Here is a 20,060-nt window from a genome sequence, read left to right as displayed (position 1 = left end):
ATACGCAGAATCTAGGGCGCCGATTCCCGGATCTTCAGCTCGAATCCGGCCTCCACGTGCACGCCCGCACCGGATGTTTCACGGCCGGCAATCCGGTCCAGCAGCAGGCCGGTCGAGCGTTCGGCGATCTCGTTCATTCCCGGCGAGACGGTGGTCAGGGACGGGGACGCGAACCGCGCTTCATCGATGTCGTCAAAGCCGGCCACAGCCACATCCTGCGGCACCTTGACACCGCGGATCAGGAGTTCGTGCAGGGCGCCGAGGGCCAGTACGTCATTGAGCCCGAAGACGGCGTCGAAATCCACGCCTGAATCCAGGAGCCCGGCCACCGCGGCGGCACCGGTGTCGCGGCGCCACTCGGCAGGCGCCACGAGCGCAGGGTCGAATGGGATGCCCGCCTCCCCCAGCGCCTTCCGGTACCCGTTCAGGCGCAGGCCCGCGCTGCCGGCGGATTCCCCGGCATTGGCTCCGATGACGGCGATACGACGGCGGCCGGCGGCCAGCAGGTGCGCCGTGAGCGCAGCCGCGGCTTCCTCGTTCTTCATGGTCACCAGGTCAAAGCGGGGATCCATGATGTGCTCGCCGAGCATCACCAGCGGCTTGGTGCCGGCCCGCGCGGCAATGGCCTCGGCGTCCACCACCAGCGGCGTGAACAGCAGCCCGTCCGTGAGCTGCCGGAACGTCCCCTGCAGGGCGCCAAGTTCAACGGCCGCGTCGGCATCGGACTGCTCCACCAGTACACGGTAGCCGTGGCGGGAGGCGGCCTTCATCAGTTTGGAGGCGAGCTCAGCGTAGTACGGGGCGGAGAGATCGGACAGGACCAGCCCCAGCATGGAGGTCTTGCCGGAGCGGAGGCTGCGGGCAGTGAGGTTTGCCTCGTAGCCCAGCTCCGCAATGGCGTCCTGCACACGCTGCTTGGTGGCCGGCCGGATGAATTCGTAGTCGTTCAGGACATTGGAAACGGTCTTGAGGGAAACGCCCGCCGCCCGCGCGACGTCGTTCATGGTGACTGCCATTAACGTTCTTTTCCTGCTTTCGCCGCCGCTTTGGCAGCCTGCTTGCTGGCACGCACCTTTGCCAGGGATTCCGGATCAACGATGTCTGCCACCGAAAGATAGCTTCCGTCGTCGCCGTAGTGGCCGGCGGCTTCACGCCATCCGGGCGCCTGGAGGCCACGCTGCTTGCCCAGGAGGGCCAGGAAGATCTTCGCCTTCTGCTCACCGAATCCGGGCAGGGCCTTGAGCCGGCGCAGCACCTCGGCGCCGTCCGGGGAGCCTTTGGTCCAGATGGCGGCAGCGTCGCCGTCCCACTCGTTTTGGACGGCCTCGGCCAGCGCCTGGACACGGGCGGCCATGGAACCCGGGAAACGGTGGACGGCGGGCCGTTCCTTGAACATCTCCACGAACGCCTGGGGGTCCTGGGCGGCAATGGCCTCCGGCTTCAGCGACCCCACCCGGCTGCGGATCTTCTCGGGACCGGCGAAGGCTGATTCCATCGTCACCTGCTGGTCCAGCAGCATGCCGGTCAGCAGGGCGAAGTCGTCCTCACTCAACAACTTGTCCGCGGCGGGATCGCCCGTGATGTGCAGTTCCATGCCGTCCATCCTCCCACCTGCGGGCCGCCGTCGTCATAAGGATGCCCCAGCCCTGCTGCCCCGGTGCGTCAGCTGTTCACGGCCAGCCGGATCATGGACCAGGAAACGGCGGGAAGTTCGGCGGTAAGCCGGCCGCTGTCCACCTTCACGGAGCCGTTTTCGGTTGGCAGGACCGAGGTGGAATCATCGGCGCTGGCCTGCCAGTACGGGTCCTTGTTGGCATAGGTCACCGCCTCCACCAGCCGGACGTCACCCAGCCCCGCCGCGGCCGCATCCAGCGTCAGCGCCTGCTCCGCGGACCGGTTGACGGCGAACACTACGGCCTCGCCCTTGTCCCCGTCGTAGGTGGCGACGGCGGACAGAGCGGCAACATCTGTTGTCTTGCCGCCGCTGACCAGCGGGGATTCGACGGCCAGCTGCAGGACGATGCCGGAAGCGTGCCGCGACGTCAGGGCAAACGGGTGGAAGGTGGTCTGCTTCCAGGCCCGGCCGCCGGGCTCGGTCATGATGGGGGCGATGACGTTCACCAGCTGCGCCAGGCTTGCCGAGTGGACACGGTCGGTGTTCCGGAGCAGCGTGACCAGCAGGTCCCCCACCACCACTGCGTCCGCCACCGTGTAGGTGTCCTCCAGCAGGACGGGGGCCACCGGCCAGTCCTTGCCGGCGGGTACCTTGGATTCGTCGCGGCTCATGTGCCAGACGTTCCACTCGTCGAAGGAGATGTTCACCTGCTTGGTGGACTTCTTCACCGACTTCACGTGGTCGATGTGGCTGACAAGGTCCCGGATGAAAGCGTCCATTTTGTGTCCGGCGGCGAGGTGTTCCTGCAGGTCGCCGAAGTCCTCGAAATACTGGTGGGCGGAGATCAGGTCCACCAGCTCGTAGGTTTCTGCCAGGACAACGCGCTCCCACTCACCGAACGTGGGCATGGTGGGCCCGGAGCTGCCGCAGGCCACCAGCTCCAGGTCAGGTTCCACCATGCGCATGGCCCTGGCGGTGTCGGCGGCCAGGCGGCCGTATTCCAGGGCGTTCTTGTGCCCGATCTGCCAGGGGCCGTCCATCTCGTTGCCCAGGCACCACATCCTGATGCCGTAGCCGTCCGCTGCACCGTTTGCGCGGCGCTGCCCGGACAGGGCGGTGCCGCCGTCGATGTTGCAGTACTCGAGGAGGTCCAGGGCCTCCTGGACGCCGCGGGTGCCCAGGTTGACGGCCATCATGGGTTCCACACCGGCCTTGGCGGACCACTTGGCGAACTCGTCCACGCCCACCGTGTTGGGATCGGTGGAATGCCATGCGAGGTCAAGGCGCACGGGCCGCTGGTCCACGGGGCCTACGCCGTCCTCCCAGCGGTAGCCGGACACGAAGTTCCCGCCCGGGTACCGGACGGTGGATACGCCCAGTTCACGGGTGAGCTCGAGGACATCCGTGCGGAAGCCGTCCCCGTCGGCATCCGGGTGGTCCGGTTCAAAGATCCCGGTGTAGACGCACCGGCCAAGGTGTTCAACAAAGGCACCGAAAGTACGACGCCGGACCGGCCCCACGGTGAACGACGGGTCAAGGGTGATTTTTGCTGCGGCGGGTTCTGGCTGGGTCACGTAGACATCCTCGGCTCGGTTTTACAACGTTATAGAAACATTGTTGGGGGCGCCGGCCGCCGGAGTCAAGTGTCTTCGTCCCCTGCGGTACAACACCGCCGCTTCCCCCGGATTGCCATGCCAGGCAGCGCTCACCTGCGGCAACAATCCAAAGAGGCGGCGCAGGCGGCGGTCCAAGTACTACCTAATCGAAAAAACAGGTACTGGATACGCATTCGCCGGAGGCTGGACGGCAATTAGGTTTTTCACAGAGACAAGACCTGTTCTGCTTCGGCGGTACTTGGCTCACTAGGGGGTGTGAGACTGGCAATGCATGCACGACAGGTAAACCCAGGTTTCCCGGTCCATCGGACACGGGTATCAAGCGGGGCCGGCGACGAGGAGTCCTTCGAGACCAAGGGCTCTCCCCCAGCCGTCGCCGGCCCTCCCCACCCTGCAGGCGGCCGCAGGCTGCGCGTGCCGCATCCGGAGCCCACAGGCCGGGAACGGGGTGCGCCCCGGAACCCGGCCCTCGTGCTGGACCTGGTCAACGGTGCACAAACCCTCTCCGAATCCCTTGACCTGCTGGTGGCTGCTTCAGCCGGTCATGTGGCCGCCACGGCCGGGATCGACGTCGGCTGCGGCCTGGTGCTCCACCAGCCCAAACGGACGCCTGCCATTACGGGCACCACCGTTGAAGTGGAGCGCCTGCTGGACTGGGAGCGGGACATGGCCGAGGGCCCGGTTACGGACGTGATGTCCGGCGGGCACCCTGTTGCAGTGCTCCAGCGGAACGGGGACTTCCGGTGGCAGAACTACTCCGCGCAGCTGCAGCTGTCCGGGTTCGGCAGCGCCCTGGCCGTGCGGCTCCGCCTGGACACTGACCTCCCGGCCGATAACCAGGGCAACGGCAGCAAGGAGCCCGGCCAGACCGCCGCCGCGCTTGCCTTCTTCGCCCACGACTCCAAAGCCTTCCCGCTGCAGGCGATTGCCGAGGCACGCACTTTTGCGGCACTGGCAACCAAGAGTCTGCAAATGGCAATCAACCTGCACGCGGCCCGCTCGCTGGCCACCGACCTCCGCTCGGCCCTGGACAGCCGCACGTCCATCAATGTTGCCTGCGGAGTGATCATGGCGCAGAACAGGTGCTCCTACGAGGAAGCCTTCTCCATCCTTGCCAAGGCGTCGAGCCACCGGAACATCAAGGTGCGCAAGGTGGCAGAGGAGCTGCTGGACCGGCTGCCGGAAGGTGCGCCGCGCTCACACTTCGGCCGCTGACGCGGTTCACGGTTCACGCCGGTCCGGTTGGGTAGGGAAGAACCAAGACCGGCAGCGCGGGAGGGGCGGACGGATGGAAAGCAATCAGCCGGACGGCCGCCCTGTCCGCATCAGCGCTCCCACCTGGCTCGCCGGACCACTCGCGACACTCCCGGGACTGGCCGCCCACGTTGCGGGCGGGGGCCAGCCGCCCGCAATAGTCATTGTTGCGGCGCTGGCGGCGCTGCTGAGCCTGGCGGCTGTGGTCCTGGAGCGGGTTGTCGTGGGGCGGGACCGTCCGGCGTCGGCGCAGCTTCCCGGCTGGGCGTTCCTGGTGGCGGCCGCTTCCGCACAGCAACTGCTGCACCTGGCCTTCGCCGCCTTCGCCACGGCCAGTGCCGTCCCGTTGCCCGGCCACGGCCATGGCGGGCCGCCCACTCCGGACGCGCCGTCGTCGCCCATTTCCCCGGCCACCCACTCGCTGCACCTGATGCTGTATCTGCATGCCGGCGCGGCACTGCTTAACGCCGCCGCTGCTGCCCGGTGGAACAGGCTCACCCGGGCACTTCGCCGGAAGCAGGCACGTGTCAGGACGTGAGCGTTCCCCTGGCGATGCTCACGCTGGAGTGTGCCGGGTTGCCGTCCATGGGCTCGTCTGACACATCCACCACCGGGTACTGGGAGAGGTCCAGGCCCGCGGGCACCTGGAACGTTCCGGACGTGGAGTTCATGATGCCCAGGCTGACCAGCCGGGACAGGTCCGGGGCGATCAGCCACACTTCCTGGTAGCCCTTGGCCTCATCCTTGTCCAGGTTGATTTCAAGGTTGCGGGACCCGTCACCTGCCGTCACCACCTTGGCCGATCCTGAGGCGGAGTGCTGGGGCAGGGGTGTCAGCTGGGCAGCGGCCAACTGCTGGGGCTGGGGCGGACGGGTCACCGTCAACACCGCGCCGACAACCACCAGGACGGCTGCCGCGGCAGCTGCCACCCACGTACCGGGGCGCTGCCACCAGGTCCGCCGGCGGAGCGGAACAACGTTCGACGGCGGCCTGTGCGCAGGTGCCGGCGCCGCGGCAGGGGCTGCGGGGTTTTCCTTGGTCGCGCCCTTGGCCGCGCCCGGGGACAGCGGGTCCTCCCGCACAGACTCAGACAGGCCCAGTTCCCGGTGGATTCCGGCCCATACCTGCGGGCCCGGGGCGGTCAAGCGGCTGGTGTCGGGGGTTGTCTTCACGGCATCAACGGTGCGGCGCAGGGCGGCATAGTCTGCGGCACACTCGGGGCAGCCCGCCAGGTGCTCCCGGCCAGCGGGGTCCTCCCAGCCGTCATAGAGCGCAAGGAGGCTCAACTGTTCCGGATCAAGATGCGGCATGGTCTACCTCCAATCTGCTTCGTAAATGCGACAGGCTCCGGCGGATGTGGCTCTTGACCGTACCAAGGGGAAGGCCCAGCTTGCGTGAAATCTGTTCGTGCGTCAGGTCCTCATAGAAGGCGAGCTTCATGATGGACCCCTGGGGCTCGCCCAGCCTCTCCAGTTCGCCGTCCAGGAGCAGCCGGTCCGCCAGCATTTCCGCTGCCTCTGTTCCTGTGCCGGCGTCTTCCCCCATGCCGGCTCCGGCCGCGGCGAAGGCCTTGCGTGCTTCCCGGGCCGCCGCTGAATGGGCGTCGGTGATGGCGTTCCGGGTGATACCCACGATCCACGCGGGCAGCCTGGCCACCTGAGGGTTGAACGTGCTCCGCGAGCGCCAGGCCCGGATGAAGACCTCCTGGGTCACGTCGTCCGCCGCCGCCCTGTCCGGCAGGGAACGCAGGGCCAGGGTGTGCACCAGGGGCGCGAACTCACGGTAGGCCGCTGCCAGCGCGTGCTCATCCCCGGCCAGGAAGGAGTCCGTCAGAGCGTCATCCCACCCGCGGGAAGCGTGCCCGGGAAGCGTCACAGGCAACTCCTTCCCGGCTTCGGCGCACGAGCTAGTGGCTGGCCACCGATCAGGCAGGAACGGGCTCATACAGGAACCGGCTCATTCAGGAACTGCGGTGACAATCACATTGTCGCTGTAGTCCATCCGCTCGTCCAGCCATCTGCCGCCGCAGGTAACCAGTTTGAGTTCGTGCGGACCGGACCGGCGGAACAGCGCGCCGCCGTCGAACTTGTCCTTTGCCATCATTTCCACTCCCACTACCCGGTAGGTGAGAGGGGCGGCCCCATCCCGTCCCACCTGAATCAAGGTTCCGGCCGCGAGCGACTTCAGCGCCGAGAACGGCGCGCGGTCCGACTTCGTGTCGATGTGTCCGGCGATGACGGCGGTTCCCTCCGCCGCTCCCGGCGCCGGACCGAATTTGTACCAGGCCGCCCGGTCAAAGGCGTCAGGTATTTCCATTGCTCCCTCCGCGGACACTCCCCCGGCCACCACCGGCATGTTGATGGCCGTGCCCGCCACGGTCAGTGACGTTGGCGCCGGCACCGCCGCGGCGGCCGGCAGAGTGGCAGGCCGGACCGGGATGGCGCTCGTGGAAGGGACAGCAGGACCTGGGGAATCAGCCGGTCCGGTGGGGACGGTTGCGGCTGCCGGACCGCTGGCGGCCATTGATTGGGCCGCCTCCCCGCTTGCGCTGCTGGAACTGCCGGAGCTGGTGGAGCTGGTGGAACCGCAGCCGGACAGAATAACCGCCACAGCCACCATCAGTGCCGCCGCCCCGCCTGCCGAACGCTGACGGCGGTACTCCGCTGCCGTCGTCGTGCCTGCCTCCATGCCTGCCGCCTCCCTTCCGCTGCTGCTTGTTATGTGGTGTTCGGCGCAGGGGCCCGACCGTGCCGGCCGGGCCCCTGCGTTCGGTGCTTCAACCGGTTTCTGCCCCGGTTACAGCTGCGCCCGCCGGGTGCTGACCGCTCGGGCTACGCCCACGGCCCCGGCGAGAAGGGCCAGCGCTGCAAGGCCGAATCCGGCAGTGGCAACGGCAGTGCCGGCTCCACCGGCAGCCGCGGAGCCGTCAAGGGCGCCGGGCACCGACGCCGGTGCGGAATGGAGGCCCTCGATGGTCTGCACGGCCAGTTTCAGGTTCTGGTCGGCCAGGCTGCCCCAGGCATAAACGATGGTATGCGTACCTTCGGCCACCGCCACGTCCGCCGGTCCGATCACCGGGGTGGTGGTGCCTGCCGCAGCCACAGCGGCAGGGACAGTGCCGGGATCGAGGGTGAGGGTCTTCTCGTTGGGATTGGCAAGGTTGGTAATGACGGCGGTGCCGCCTGCCAGGACATCGACGGCGGGGGCTGCGGCCGCGTGCCGGACCGTCAGTTTGCCCTTCCCGGCGGGGATCTGGGACACGTCATTGGTGAACAGGCTGGCTGTGGGCTTGCCGTCAGCGCCCAGGTGGGCTGCGGCCGTGTAGTTTCCGTTGGCGGCAAGGGTGACGCTGACCGGGCCAATGGCGGGCGCGGAGGCGTTGGCGGCATCGGCTGCCGTAATGGCGATCTCGTAGGTGCCAGCCGGCAGTGCCAACGGTCCGGCAAGGGCTCCGGGGGCGAAGTCATCCAGTGTGCGGTCACCGTTGACCCACACGTCCACGGTCAGTCCGGGAACACCGTGCAGCACGGACAGCTGGGCGTCCCCGTCTGCTGCGTGGGCCGGACCGGCCAGAGCGATTGCGGCTGCAATGGCTGCTGCACCGGCACCTGCGGTGAAGATTTTGTTGCGCATGTCCATCTCCTTGAACGGCCCGGTTACCGGGCGTTTTTTGCTGACACTCCTACTACCGGCGCAACCCCGGATTTGGATGCAGAATCATGGAGATATTTTTTTGGGCTCGCGTGCTGTTCCGCTAAAGCTGCCCAGTTAGGCGGGCGCGGGGGCGGCCGTGCTGGCCCGGAGAATCAGTTCAGGCGGAACCACAGTTGAGCTCACTGCGGCGCCGGACTCGATCTCCTTCAGCATGATGTCCATGCAGCGGCGACCCAGTTCCTCGAAGTCCTGGCGGACGGTGGTCAGCGGAGGCGTGAAGTACCCCGCCTCCGGCTGGTCGTCGAAGCCCACCACGGAGACGTCGTCGGGCACCCTGACCCCCGCTTCGGTGAAGGCGCGCAGCAGGCCCAGAGCCATCTGGTCATTTCCAACGAAGATGGCCGTGGCCGTGCGTCCTGACGCCAGCTTGCGGCCAATGGCGTAACCGCTGCCCGCACTCCAGTCCCCTTCCACCAGCAGGGAATCGTCCAGCCCGGCTTCGCGGAGGGCGGCACGCCACCCCGCTGCGCGCTCGGCGCCGTCCGTCCAGTCAGGCGGGCCTGCGATATGCCCGATGTGGTGGTGGCCCTCCTTGATGAGGTGTTCGACGGCGAGCCTGGCACCCGCACGCTGGTCCACCATCGCGCCGCTGACGGAAGCGCTGCCGGCCGAGCCCACGGCCACCACGGGCACGGGAAGATTCATCTGCTCCAGCACGGCAAGGGTGTCCGAGTGCGGCACCAGCACGGCGATCCCGTCCACGGCCTGGTCCATGAAGTGGCCCACCGCGTTGGAGATGGCATCCCGGCTGACTTCCCGAAGGGCCGCGATGCTGACGAAGTAGCCGGCGTTGCGGGCTGCGTGTTCAACCCCCAACAGGGTGTTCGCCGGGCCGTACTGGGAAAGCTCGCTTGCCAGCACGCCTATGGTCTGCGAGCGCCGGGTGACCAGGCTCCGGGCGGCGGTGTTGCGCCGGTATCCCAGCTCGGCAATGGCCGCCTCCACCTTTTCCCGCGTCACCTTGCTGACATTGGGGTGGTTGTTCACCACACGGGAGACGGTCTGGTGGGAGACACCTGCCACCTTGGCCACGTCTTCCAGGCGCGGCATCCGGCCCTTGCTGGTTTTTGCCATGTGCCTATTGTGCCTGTTTGCACCTGCTGCGCTCCCTGCCTGCAGGCTCATGACGGTGGGCCTGCGTGGTGATCCTTGCGCGCCAGGCCCACCGGTGGGCAGGATGAAGCTGATCCCGCGTTTGCCCAGCGCACTTGCATAAAAGGAGCCGGCGGAATGACCAAGTATTTGATCTCGTTTCCCAGCGGCGCCATGGATATCCCCGATCGTGGAAGTGCGGGCTTTCCAATACGATCCCGCCAGCTGACCCGGCGATGCCGGTGAACCTGGAATATCCGTTCGTGGGCGCCTGGCTGGTGCAGAATTCGCCGTCGAACCGCGTACCCAGCCACGGCACACAGCTCTTCGCCACGGGCCACGCCATCGATTTCACACCGGTGGACGGGAGCGGGCGGTCTACACCGATCACCTTTTCGACGCTGTTCCGGCCCGGGCTGCCGGAGCAGTTCGTGGGGTTTGGCAGGGCCGTGACGGCTCCCGTCTCCGGGGTTGTGCAGGCCGCCCATGACGGGGGACCGGACCATGCCGCCTTCCGCGGCTTTCCGTCAATCGGTTACGCAATGACGCAGGCGAAACGGCTCCGGGAGGGGTGGCCGGGGCTTGCAGGCAACCACGTGGTCATCGAGAGCGGTGGTGTCTTCATCGCCCTGTGCCATTTGCAGCGCGGGAGCGTATGCGTCCGGCCGGGCCAGTTGGTTCACTGCGGCGATCCGGTGGGCCGGTGCGGCAATTCGGGGAACAGTACCGAACCGCATCTGCATGTGCAGGCAATGGATTCGGCGGATCCGGCACGGGCTTCCGCCGTTCCCATCACCTTCCCTGGCGGCCTGCCGCGCAACGGAAGTATTGTGCATTCCTGAACCTGGAAGCAGGGACTTAAATGGAAGGGGCCCGCCGGCAATCGCGGCGGACCCTTGCGGTTCCTGTGGGTGGGCCCTGTGGGGCTCGAACCCACGACCCACGGATTAAAAGTCCGATGCTCTACCAACTGAGCTAAAGGCCCCTGCCGGCCAGTCAAACACGCTGTGTCTGCCCGTCCGGCCCAATCCATTTCTGGACGTTAATACTCTAACCCATGGTTCCGGCGTCTTCGCACCAGGCCAACGGGCCGCCGTCGCGCGCTTACAACCCAAGTCAAGCGCCCTTTCCCGCACGTGCAACGGGCACTGCAGATGCTCGATTTCCGCGTCCGCACAGGAGTAGCGTGGGGGCATGAGCGAGCAAGCAGGAACCAGTCCCTACGGCGGCAGCAACCGGCACCATAAGCCCAAGCCCTTCGCCCCGATGGATTTCGAGCCCTTCGCCGGAGGCGCAGATCCCGCCCGCGTCTCGGAGGCCGCCCACCTTGCCGCGCAGGCCCTGGTCCGCCATGGCCGGGACAGCGATGATCCCGTCGTCACCCAACGCCTGGTGAAGCTCGCCGACGAACAGGGCCTGGAAGCCATCGCCGAGATGTGGGCCGAAAGTCCCGCCCGTTCCCTTCCGGGCGCTCTCTGGCGGCTCTACGCGCTGCGCGCTGCCACGGTCCAGGATCCGGAACGCATCTCCGTGTACTTCCGCGCGGGCAAGGACACCGCGCAGGTCTCCAACGTGGTGGCCGGCGCGGCTGAACCGCCGGGTGCAGAAGAAATGCGCACCATGGCCGATGCCATCCTCTCCGGGGCGTTCGACGGCGATTTCGACGTGGCGCTGGAACGGTCCGCCGCCTTCTGCCGGGTGGTGGCGCTCGGCCAGGCCACGATTGCAGACGGCGCAGAGCACGCCAACGAGGCCCACGCCAGCAAGCTGACCCGCAATTCCCATCAGTTGGTCAAGACGGCCGAGGACCTGGAGCACGCCGCCAACGCGTGGCGGCTGGGCGAACTGGACTGAGCTTCCTTGCTTGAATTTTTCTTGGCCCGGGCTGCTTGCTCGGGCCTGCCAACCTGCTTCGCCGGACCCGCCTGCTTGCTGAGCTGGGCTTCCTTGCCGTAGCGCCTGCAGCCTTGTCGGACCGCGTTTTCCGGGACGGACCCAACCCCCGCTGTCAAGATTGACTTGGGCCGGGTGAAGTAGAAGACTGAAACCGGTGCCGAGCCGCGAAACCCCCGGGCTTCAACAATTAGCCGCCTAGAGCGGCCTACCGCCGAGAGGCGTATCCGGTTCGGCACCATTTTTTTGCCCTCTTCCAGGTGGACAATTCAGATCCTGCTGTTACGGGCCGGTAGAGTAGGCGACAGTTGCGCGCCGGGGTCAAGTCACACGGCAGCAAACCCTCCTTGTTAAGTCCCCGGAGACCGGTAAACACGTGAAGCTGCGCCTTTTTCCCCAGGAGCCCGCAGGGCTGAATTTGCTCTCGCAGATGGCACAACAGATCGTGCTGGCCACCGCCACCCTGGCCGAGATCCTCGGCGTACCCGCGGACGAGCACGGCAAACTCGTGGAGGACATGCACAACCTCGAGGCCAAGTCAGCCGAACTGCACTTCGCGCTGCTGACCCACATGCGCACCAGTTTCGTGAACCCGCTCCCCCGCGAGGACATGTACGCCCTCTCCCGGTACCTCAACGAGGCCATGGAAAAGATGGACGCCGCCGCGGAGCTCGTGGCCCTGTACAAACTGGACCGCCTGCCCAAGCGCGCAGCGGACCAGCTGGAGATCATCAGCCGGCAGGCCGAACTGACGGTGGACGCCATGCGCAGGCTGAACAACCTGGACGACCTTGAGGACTACTGGATCGAGATCCTGCGCCTGGCCCAGCGTGCCGAGCGGACCCACCGGGTGTGGGTGGCGGACATGATCGCGGACATGAAGTGGGCGCAGTACTCCCGCAACCGGGACATCGCCAACCAACTGGTGGAGGTCACCAAGGACATGCGGCGGGTGGCCACCCAGGTAGGCAGCATCATCGTCAAGGAATCCTGAGGTGGCGGCAGCCATCTTCGCAGCGGTGGTCCTGCTGGCGGCGGCGTTTGCCTTCCTCAACGGGTTCCGCGACGCGTCCAACTCCGTTGCCCTGGCCGTCCGGAACCGGGCCCTTACTCCCAGCGTGGGCATACTCCTCGCCGCGTTCTTCAACTTCATTGGCGCCCTCCTGAGCGCCCTGCTCGCCGTCGCCGCCAGCCAGACCTGGATCCACCTTCCGGCTGGCCCCGCTGGTCTCGCCATCCTGGTGGCCGGGCTGGCGAGCGCCTGCGCCTGGGGCCTGTTGATGTGGCGGCGGGGCATTCCCGCATCCTCCACCCACGCCCTGGTGGGCGGTCTTGCCGGAGCCGGCCTTGCCAGCCTGGCGATTGGCGGGCCGGGGGTAGCCGGCGTGGACCAGTCGCTGCTGTTCCAGGTGGTGCTGCCCCTGGTGCTGTCCCCGCTCGTGGCCTACAGCGGCTCCTTCCTCCTGGTCTATCCGGCCACGTGGGTGGCCCGCTACACGCAGCCCAATGTGGTGAACCAGCGCTTTCGCCGGGGCCAGGCCGTCGCAGCCGGAGCCGTTGCCTTCGGCCACGGCCTGCAGGACGGGCAGCGCGTCAGCGCAGTGCTGCTGCTGGCCCTCCTGGCTGCAGGCTATTCCGACGGCGGGATCCCCCTTTGGGTGGCAGGGCTCTCCGCAGTGATGATGACGGCCGGGACACTCTTCGGAGGATGGCGGATCTCGCACACCATCGGCTACAAAATCACCAGGATCGACCCCCTGCGCGGATCGGTGGCCCAGACCTTCAGCGCACTGATGCTCTTTGTGGGCGCCATCGGGCTCCACTGGCCGCTCTCCACCACCCACACCGTTACCGCCGGAGCCCTGGGCGCAGGGGAAAACCAGCACTTTTCGGTGACGAACCGGAAACTGGTCATCCGGATCCTGTGGCTCTGGGCCCTGACTCCCCTGGCGACCTGCGGCCTGGCCTTCGTGCTTGCGCTGGCCCTCTCCCCCATCGCCGCCTAGCCCATACCCGTTCAGCCCGGCGTCCTCACCCCTATCGCGTTGCCCCACCCGCCTTGGCCGCCCCTGTCGAGTCCGGCGAAGGGGAGGGCGAAACTCCCCTGTACAGGGGCACGGACGTGACGTAGATTCGAAAAGAGCGCCCCCGGACAACGCTGCCGGGGACCGGCGTCCGGGCCGCGTGCAGGGCCGCGGATGAGCGCCGCTGCAGCCACACGGCGGCTTGGATGCACAACGCGGAAAAGAGCAGGCGTCATGTCTTCCCCGTATTCCCGGCGCCCCCTGCCACAGCCGCGGCAACTTCAGTGCGAGGCCTGCGGAACCGGGCACCAGCTGACCATTCACGCCATCACGGCGATCGGCGCCGCCGGTGGGGACCTCGTCACTGTTTCCTACACCTGCAATGACTGCGACCTGTTCCAGGAACACAGCGCGTTCGCCACCGACGTAGCAGCCGCCCTGAACCAGGTGCGGTGGATGGCCAAGGTGATTCTCTTCGGGGACGAGTACATCCACTGCGGCTACCCCATGGAGGAAGCGGAGCACGAGGTTGAGCGGCTCTGCTACCGCAGCAGCACCACGGGCAGTGGCCTCAACGCGGTGTCGCTGCCCACCCGGGTCCTGCGTTGCCACTGCGGATTCCAGCTGGAAATCCCCGAGTAGCCAAGCCAGGGGCCTGTCTGCGCATCCCTGCGCAGTGACGGGCCATCTCGGTGCGCAGGGACAGTCCCGGCGCAGTGAGCCCGGTCAATAGCGCGGGCTCCTGTCCTGTAGGCGGGACCCCGCTTAGAGCTGGAGGGCCGCAGGGCCGTCGGGTGCGGGCATCAGGACGGCTGTGAGCTCGTCGGCCGTCAGGTTCGCCGCGGTGCACAGCTCATCGCGCGCCACTCCTGCGGCAGAGGCGTTGCGGACCGCGTGGCGCAGGGACTCCTGGGCGCTGTCCAGTTCCCACTGCATACTTTCAAGGTGTGAGCTGGTGCGCCACACCTCCGACAGGAGATCGCCCTCTTCTTCAATGGCGGCAGCTGCAGCCAGCCCAAGGCCGGGTTCGAGCTCCTGGACAAGCGGGACGGCGGCAAGCGGGATGGCGCTGAGCGGGATGGCGGCCAAGGGTTCGCCGGCAAGCGGACCAGCCAGGCCTGCAGCAGCCGCAAAACCCTGCGCCTGCGCCTCGGCATCCTGCACTGCCGCCCGCTGGGCGGGTGCATCCTGCGCAGGTACGGAAACCGTAAGCTGTGAACCCAGGCTGCTGGCCGTCTGCGTCATGGCAAAACTCCTTGTGCTGGCCTACTACTAGTTTCAAAAGTATCTAGCTGAGCGTACTAAACCGGCCGGTAGATCGCCAACGGGGCGATCCCTATCCGAAACGGCCGGAGACGTAATCCTCAGTGGCCTTTTGGACGGGGTTGCTGAAAATGGTGTGGGTGTCCCCGTATTCGATCAGCTTGCCCGGCTTGCCGGTTCCCGCGATGTTGAAGAATGCCGTCCTGTCGGAGACCCGGGCGGCCTGCTGCATGTTGTGGGTCACGATCACCACCGTGTACTGGTCCTTAAGCTCATTGATGAGGTCCTCGATGGCCAGGGTGGAGATGGGGTCCAGGGCGGAGCAGGGCTCGTCCATGAGGATCACCTGGGGCTCCACGGCGATGGCGCGGGCGATGCAGAGCCGCTGCTGCTGACCGCCGGAGAGGCCCGAACCTGGCTTCTCCAGCCGGTCCTTGACCTCGTTCCACAGGTTGGCGCCCTTGAGCGAGCGCTCCACCAGGACGTCTGCCTCACCCTTGGAGATCTTCTTGTTGTTCAGCTTGACGCCGGCCAGCACGTTGTCCCGGATGGACATGGTGGGGAACGGGTTGGGGCGCTGGAAGACCATGCCGATCTGCGAGCGCACGGTCACGGGGTCCACGCCGGGGCCGTAGAGGTTGTCGCCGTCCAGCAGGACCTCACCCTCAACGCGGGCGCCGGGGATGACCTCGTGCATGCGGTTCAAGGTGCGGAGGAACGTGGATTTTCCGCAGCCTGAGGGGCCGATGAACGCCGTAACGGACTTGGCCTCGATGTTGATGCTGACGTCCTCCACGGCAAGGAAATCGCCGTAGTACACGTTCAGGTCCTTGACGTCGATGCGCTTAGACATGGTGTTCCTTCACTTGCTGAATATGGATTGAAGTCTAGGTCCGCCACAGAGGACGGGAGGAGGAGCCGGCCTGGTTACCGGCCGGTTTTGGGGGCGAAGATCCTGGCGATCAGGCGGGCCGCCAGGTTCAGGACCATCACCAGGATGATCAGCACCAGCGCCGCGCCCCAGGCCCGCTGGGAGGAGGGGTCGGGGTTGGATGGCGAGGTGGGGTTGAGGATCTGGGTGTAGATGAACGTGGGCAGCGAGGCCATCCAGCCGCCGAACACGTTGGAGTTGATGCTGGTGGCAAAGCCGGCGGTGACCAGGATGGGCGCCGTCTCGCCGATGACCCGGGCGATCGCCAGGGTGACGCCGGATGCGATGCCTGAAATCGCCGTCGGAATGACCACCTTGAGGATGGTCCGCCACTTGCGCACGCCCAGGGCGTAGGCGGCCTCACGGAGTTCATTGGGGACGATCTTGAGCATTTCCTCGCTGGAGCGGACCACCACAGGGATCATCAGCACGGAAAGCGCGACGGCGGCCACCGCACCGGTCTTGGTGCCCGGGCCCACCACCGCAAAGAAGAACGCGGCGGCGAACAGCCCGGCCACGATGGAGGGGATTCCGGTCATGACATCCACGAAGAACGTGATGGCCTTGGCCAGGCGGCCGTCGTTGCCGTACTCCACCAGGTAGATGGCCGTAAGCAGCCCCACGGGAACGGAGACCACGGTGGCCAGCAGAGTGATCTGCACGGTGCCAAGGAGGGCGTGGTAGATGCCGCCCACCACCGGGCCGCCGCTTTCCACGGCCTTGTTGTCGAACGCGCCAGTGACGCCGTTCATGGAGGTGGTGAGGAAGCCGGGGTCCATGAGCCCGGGGATGCCATTGACCAGCACGGTCCAGATCACCGAAACCAGCGGCAGCAGCGCCACCAGGAACGAGCCCACCACCAGGCAGGTTGCCAGTTTGTCCTTGGCCTTGCGGGAGCCTTCCACGACAGCGCTCCAGGACACCAGCCCCACGGTGAACAGGATCGCGGATGCCACGCCCCAGCCGAACGGGTTGAAACCCACCAGGGCAAGGATGGCGGCACCGGCGATCAGGGCTGCGGCCAGCACGGCATAGGGCGCGAACTTGGGCAGCTGGCCCTTGGTAAGCGCCGACCGCTTGCTGCGGACGGGGGTAAGGGTGGAGGTCATTTAGTTGGCTCCCGAGAATTCTTTGTGCCGGGTAATGACCCAGCGGGCGATCATGTTCACGGCCAGCGTGATGATGAACAGCACCAGGCCGGCAGCGATCAGGGTGCTGACCTTGATTCCGCTGGCTTCGGGGAAGTTCAGGGCAATCTCGGCAGCGATGGTCTGGTTGCCGGACTGGATCAGGCTGGCGGTCAGGGCGCCCGAGGAAAGCACCAGGGCAACGGCCATGGTTTCGCCCAGCGCGCGGCCCAGGCCCAGCATGACGGCGCTGATGATGCCCGGACGGGCGAAGGGCAGCACCGCCATCTTGATCATTTCCCAGCGGGTGGCGCCCAGCGCCAGTGCGGCTTCTTCGTGCAGCTTGGGGGTCTGCAGGAAGATCTCGCGGGACAGCGAGGTGATGATGGGCAGAACCATGACCGCCAGGACGATGCCTGCGGTGAGGATGGTCTTGCCGGTGGTGGAGGCCGGGCCCTGGAAGATGGGCAGCCAGCCCATGTTGGCCGTGAGCCAGCCGTAGGCCGGGGAGATCTCCTTGGCCAGGAACGCGGCGCCCCAGGCGCCGTAGACCACGGACGGGATGGCGGCGAGCAGGTCCACGACGTACCCGAGTCCGGAGGCCAGGCCGCGGGGTGCGAAGTGGGAGATGAACAAGGCCACGCCGATGGCGATGGGTGTGGCGATCACCAGTGCGATGGCGGCGGCGATGAGCGTGCCGATCACGATGGGCCAGATGTAGGCGAAGAAGCCCTGTCCGCCCTGGATTTTGTCGGCAGGCGCGGTCAGCGCGGGAATTGCCTGGACCACCAGGAAAAGTGCGACGCCGAAGAGGACGGCGAGGATCAGGCACCCGGCTGCCAGCGTGGCGCCGGAAAAGACTTTGTCCCCGGCGCGCCCGGCGCCCTGGGTACTGGTCAGGGAGGTGGCGGTCATTCGACGGCCTTTCGATTCGTTGCTGGATTGGGGATGCGGGGTGCAAAGCCAAGTTCCCCGCGCTGCCTTCCGGCAGGCGGGGAACCAGGTTTTACGGCACTGGCTAGGACTTGACCTTGATCGAGTCGATGGCCTTGGCAGCCTTGGCTGCGAGGTCTGAGGACAGCGGAGCGGACTTGGCCGAGTCTGCTGCGGCCTTCTGGCCTTCGCCGGACACTACGTAGTGCTCGAAGGCCTTGACCAGGTCAACGGTCTCCTGCTTTTCGTACGTGCTGCACAGGACGTGGAAGGACACCAGCACGATCGGGTAGGCGCCGGCGATCGTGGTCTTGCGGTCCAGCTTGATGGACAGATCGTTGGCGGCGCGGCCTTCAACCGGCTTGCCGGCGTCCACGGCCTTGGCGGCGGCATCGGCGGAGATCTTGGTGAAGGAATCCCCCACCTTGATCTGGGCCACGCCGAGCTTGCCGCTGACAGCGGAGTCGTCGGCGTAGGTCACGGCACCGGGGGTGTCCGTCACGGTCTTGACCACACCGGAGGTTCCCTTGGCGTTTTCGCCCTGCAGGCCGGCGGGCCAGACGCCGGCGGCCTTGTCGGTCCAGACCTCGGAGGCCGCGGCGGCCAGGTAGTCGGTGAAGTTCTGGGTGGTGCCGGAATCGTCGGAGCGGTTCACCGGGGTGACCTTGAGGTCGGGCAGGGAGACGCCGGGGTTCAGGGCTGCGATCGCGGGATCGTTCCACTTGGCGATCTGGCCGCGGAAGATCTTGGCCACAGTGGTGGCGTCAAGCTTCAGGTCGGTGACGCCGGGGACGTTGAAGGCAACGGCGATCGGGGAGATGTACACCGGGACGTTGATGGCGCCGTCGGGGCCGCAGACGGACTTGGAGGAGGCGTATTCGTCATCCTTCAAGTAGGCGTCCGAGCCCGCGAACTGGGCCGAGCCGTCCAGGATGGCCTTACGGCCTGCGCCGGAGCCGTCCGGGGAGTACTGCACGGTGGCGCCGGAGTTGGCGGAAGCGAAGTTGGTCTTCCATGCGTCCATGGCGGCGCCCTGCGCGGAGGACCCGATGCCGGTCAGGGTACCGGTGACCTTGGTGCCGCCGGCGGACTGGCTGCCGGCAGGCGCGGTGCCCGTGGCGTTGTCTGAACCGCAGGCGCTGAGCGCGAGTGCGCCGGCTGCGATGACAGCGATAGCCGCGTGGCGGCCGAAGCGAAGTGCCTTCACTAGATGTACCCCTTCCAGGGTTATTCAGGTGCGGGACAGGGACGGAGAACCCTGCTGCGCGATGCGTACTTTGTGTACCTTCAAGAAAGGTATGGGCCGCAGGTAACGGGATGGGCTGTGCAAAGTGAACGGAGGATTAACGACGGCGGGATATTGGCTGACAAATGCCGGGTCGCCATTGCGCCGGTCACAGGTCCGGCCGTAGTGCAGCTGCACCGGGCAGCGGACGGGCACTGAATAGACTTGAACCCATGGCCATCCCAGCAGGACTCTCATCGACCAGGCGCTTCCTGCACGGGCGGGTCCGGACCGGACTGATCCGCAGCCGCAATTCCGTTGTCCCTGCCATCCAGATGACCGTGTGTGCGGTGGGCGCCTACGCCTTCGCCGACAACATCCTGGGTCACTCCGGCCCGCTCTTCGCTGCCACGTCGTCGCTGATCGCCCTTGGGTTTTCCCGGGAACCCCGGCTGCGGCGCGTGATGGAAGTGGGCCTGGGGTGCACCATCGGCATCGCCGTGGGTGACCTGCTCCTGCACTGGCTGGGCGGCGACATCTGGGTGGCCGCCGTCGTGCTTCTCTTCTCCATCCTGCTGGCCCGGTTCCTGGACAGCGGGAGTATCTTCACCACCCAACTGGCGCTGCAGTCGCTGCTGGTGGTGCTGCTGCCGGCGCCCGCAGGCGGCCCGTTCACCCGCAGCATCGACGCCGTAGTGGGTGGCCTCTTCGCGCTGCTGGTGACCATCCTCATGCCCAAGGATCCGCGCCGGGAACCGCGCCGCGACGTCCAGAAGCTGCTGCATGAACTTGCGGAAGTGCTGCGGGAGTGCGCCGGGGGCCTGGTCAACAGCGACTCAACCCAGGCCTGGCATGCGCTGATCCGCGGCAGGAACTGCCAGCCCCTGGTGGATGCCATGCGGCAGTCGCTGCGCGCCTCCGGGGAGGTCGCCACTCTGGCGCCGGCCTACCGCCGGCACCGGGATGAGCTGGACAGGCTCAAGCAGTCGCTGGACTTCATCGACCTTGCGCTGCGCAACAGCCGAGTATTTGCCCGGCGGCTCACCAGCGCCATCAACCACGCCGCCCTCTCGGACGAGGCGACCGACAGCATCGCGGAGGTACTGCAGGAGACCGCTGCCGCGATTGACGAGCTTTCGCTGGGCCTTGCGGAATCGCACGACGGCGTCCGCCGCGCCCACCTGCGCACTGCCCGCCGCGACCTGAGCGAGATCGCCCTGCGCCTGCACCCCAAGCTGCTGGAGGTGCAGCGGCTGGAGGGTGAAACCGTGGTGATGCTGTTCCGGCCCCTGATGGTGGACCTGCTGGAAGCCACGGGCATGGACGCGGACGAAGCCAGGGACGTGCTGCCCGCACTGTAGTTGTCCCTGGCT

At 66.8% G+C, this 20,060-nt stretch carries 21 protein-coding genes and 1 tRNA gene; 8 read left to right on the top strand and 14 right to left on the bottom strand.

The features are described 5' to 3' along the window. Positions 1-11: 11 nt before the first annotated feature. From FBY36_RS10580 to arfA, 3 genes are read right to left on the bottom strand one after another with little or no spacing between them, the layout of a single operon-like run. Positions 12-1,016: a LacI family DNA-binding transcriptional regulator gene (locus FBY36_RS10580; RefSeq protein ID WP_142119204.1), complete on the bottom strand. Its 1,005-nt coding sequence runs from the start codon at positions 1,014-1,016 to the stop codon at positions 12-14. Beyond that, positions 1,016-1,603: an HhH-GPD-type base excision DNA repair protein gene (locus tag FBY36_RS10575; protein WP_142119202.1), complete on the bottom strand. Its 588-nt coding sequence runs from the start codon at positions 1,601-1,603 to the stop codon at positions 1,016-1,018. Before FBY36_RS10575 ends, FBY36_RS10580 begins: the two co-directional genes overlap by 1 nt. Positions 1,604-1,662: 59 nt before the next feature. After that, complete coding sequence (gene arfA, locus FBY36_RS10570) at positions 1,663-3,189, bottom strand: arabinosylfuranosidase ArfA (RefSeq protein ID WP_142119201.1); 1,527 nt, start codon at positions 3,187-3,189, stop codon at positions 1,663-1,665. 456 nt (positions 3,190-3,645) lie between these two features. Here arfA and FBY36_RS10565 point away from each other — a divergent pair, with 456 nt between their 5' ends. Next, entirely contained in the window at positions 3,646-4,446 is an 801-nt protein-coding gene (locus FBY36_RS10565; protein WP_142122587.1) for an ANTAR domain-containing protein, read from the top strand. Between the two features lie 73 nt (positions 4,447-4,519). Beyond that, complete coding sequence (locus FBY36_RS10560; protein ID WP_142119199.1) at positions 4,520-5,023, top strand: hypothetical protein; 504 nt, start codon at positions 4,520-4,522, stop codon at positions 5,021-5,023. On the opposite strand, the gene FBY36_RS10555 is transcribed toward FBY36_RS10560, so the two are convergent. The 5 genes from FBY36_RS10555 to FBY36_RS10535 form a co-directional block, all read right to left on the bottom strand. Next, positions 5,013-5,795, bottom strand: coding sequence for an anti-sigma factor (locus tag FBY36_RS10555; RefSeq protein WP_142119197.1), 783 nt, complete (start codon positions 5,793-5,795; stop codon positions 5,013-5,015). The genes FBY36_RS10560 and FBY36_RS10555 overlap by 11 nt on opposite strands. Further along, the gene (locus FBY36_RS10550) at positions 5,782-6,360 is read right to left on the bottom strand and encodes an RNA polymerase sigma factor (RefSeq protein ID WP_142029811.1); all 579 of its coding nucleotides are present in this window, start codon (positions 6,358-6,360) and stop codon (positions 5,782-5,784) included. The genes FBY36_RS10555 and FBY36_RS10550 overlap by 14 nt, the downstream gene beginning before the upstream one ends. A gap of 81 nt (positions 6,361-6,441) precedes the next feature. Further along, positions 6,442-7,173, bottom strand: coding sequence for a class F sortase (locus tag FBY36_RS20840; RefSeq protein WP_235008796.1), 732 nt, complete (start codon positions 7,171-7,173; stop codon positions 6,442-6,444). 108 nt (positions 7,174-7,281) lie between these two features. Further along, entirely contained in the window at positions 7,282-8,118 is an 837-nt protein-coding gene (locus tag FBY36_RS10540; protein WP_142119195.1) for a DUF4397 domain-containing protein, read from the bottom strand. Positions 8,119-8,253: 135 nt separating this feature from the next. Further along, positions 8,254-9,273, bottom strand: coding sequence for a LacI family DNA-binding transcriptional regulator (locus tag FBY36_RS10535; protein ID WP_142119193.1), 1,020 nt, complete (start codon positions 9,271-9,273; stop codon positions 8,254-8,256). Between the two features lie 254 nt (positions 9,274-9,527). Between FBY36_RS10535 and FBY36_RS10530 the strand changes: the two genes are divergently transcribed. Continuing rightward, complete coding sequence (locus tag FBY36_RS10530) at positions 9,528-10,133, top strand: M23 family metallopeptidase (protein WP_142119191.1); 606 nt, start codon at positions 9,528-9,530, stop codon at positions 10,131-10,133. Between the two features lie 70 nt (positions 10,134-10,203). Here FBY36_RS10530 and FBY36_RS10525 read toward each other — a convergent pair. Continuing rightward, positions 10,204-10,276, bottom strand: a tRNA-Lys gene (locus tag FBY36_RS10525). Between the two features lie 209 nt (positions 10,277-10,485). On the opposite strand from FBY36_RS10525, the gene FBY36_RS10520 reads away from it, so the two are divergent. The 4 genes from FBY36_RS10520 to FBY36_RS10505 all read left to right on the top strand — a co-directional run bounded on the left by FBY36_RS10520 (position 10,486) and on the right by FBY36_RS10505 (position 13,850). Beyond that, entirely contained in the window at positions 10,486-11,145 is a 660-nt protein-coding gene (locus FBY36_RS10520) for a hypothetical protein (protein ID WP_142119189.1), read from the top strand. A gap of 415 nt (positions 11,146-11,560) precedes the next feature. Further along, positions 11,561-12,178, top strand: coding sequence for a DUF47 domain-containing protein (locus tag FBY36_RS10515; protein ID WP_142029806.1), 618 nt, complete (start codon positions 11,561-11,563; stop codon positions 12,176-12,178). A 1-nt stretch (position 12,179) separates the two neighbouring features. Beyond that, positions 12,180-13,190, top strand: a complete 1,011-nt coding sequence (locus tag FBY36_RS10510; RefSeq protein ID WP_142119187.1) for an inorganic phosphate transporter — start codon at positions 12,180-12,182, stop codon at positions 13,188-13,190. Between the two features lie 252 nt (positions 13,191-13,442). Beyond that, positions 13,443-13,850 (top strand): hypothetical protein, encoded by a 408-nt coding sequence (locus tag FBY36_RS10505; RefSeq protein WP_142119185.1) that lies wholly within the window; start codon positions 13,443-13,445, stop codon positions 13,848-13,850. Positions 13,851-13,973: 123 nt separating this feature from the next. Here FBY36_RS10505 and FBY36_RS10500 read toward each other — a convergent pair whose 3' ends face one another. From FBY36_RS10500 to pstS, 5 genes are all read right to left on the bottom strand, one after another. Next, positions 13,974-14,453, bottom strand: coding sequence for a hypothetical protein (locus FBY36_RS10500; protein ID WP_142119183.1), 480 nt, complete (start codon positions 14,451-14,453; stop codon positions 13,974-13,976). Between the two features lie 91 nt (positions 14,454-14,544). After that, on the bottom strand, positions 14,545-15,324 hold the full coding sequence (gene pstB, locus FBY36_RS10495; protein WP_018770927.1) for a phosphate ABC transporter ATP-binding protein PstB: 780 nt from the start codon (positions 15,322-15,324) through the stop codon (positions 14,545-14,547). A 74-nt stretch (positions 15,325-15,398) separates the two neighbouring features. Beyond that, entirely contained in the window at positions 15,399-16,511 is a 1,113-nt protein-coding gene (pstA, locus tag FBY36_RS10490) for a phosphate ABC transporter permease PstA (protein WP_142119181.1), read from the bottom strand. Then, positions 16,512-17,444 carry a phosphate ABC transporter permease subunit PstC gene (pstC, locus tag FBY36_RS10485; protein WP_142119179.1) on the bottom strand — a complete coding sequence of 311 codons (933 nt, stop codon included), beginning with the start codon at positions 17,442-17,444 and terminating at the stop codon, positions 16,512-16,514. 103 nt (positions 17,445-17,547) lie between these two features. Next, entirely contained in the window at positions 17,548-18,669 is a 1,122-nt protein-coding gene (gene pstS / locus FBY36_RS10480) for a phosphate ABC transporter substrate-binding protein PstS (RefSeq protein ID WP_142119177.1), read from the bottom strand. Positions 18,670-18,920: 251 nt separating this feature from the next. Here pstS and FBY36_RS10475 point away from each other — a divergent pair, with 251 nt between their 5' ends. Beyond that, positions 18,921-20,048, top strand: a complete 1,128-nt coding sequence (locus tag FBY36_RS10475; protein WP_142119175.1) for an FUSC family protein — start codon at positions 18,921-18,923, stop codon at positions 20,046-20,048. The last annotated feature ends 12 nt before the right edge of the window (positions 20,049-20,060 follow it).

It is taken from the genome of Arthrobacter sp. SLBN-122 (assembly GCF_006715165.1).
GTDB lineage: Bacteria > Actinomycetota > Actinomycetes > Actinomycetales > Micrococcaceae > Arthrobacter.
The sequence above is the reverse complement of the archived record's forward strand: the minus strand, read 5'-3'. Positions and strand labels throughout refer to the sequence as shown.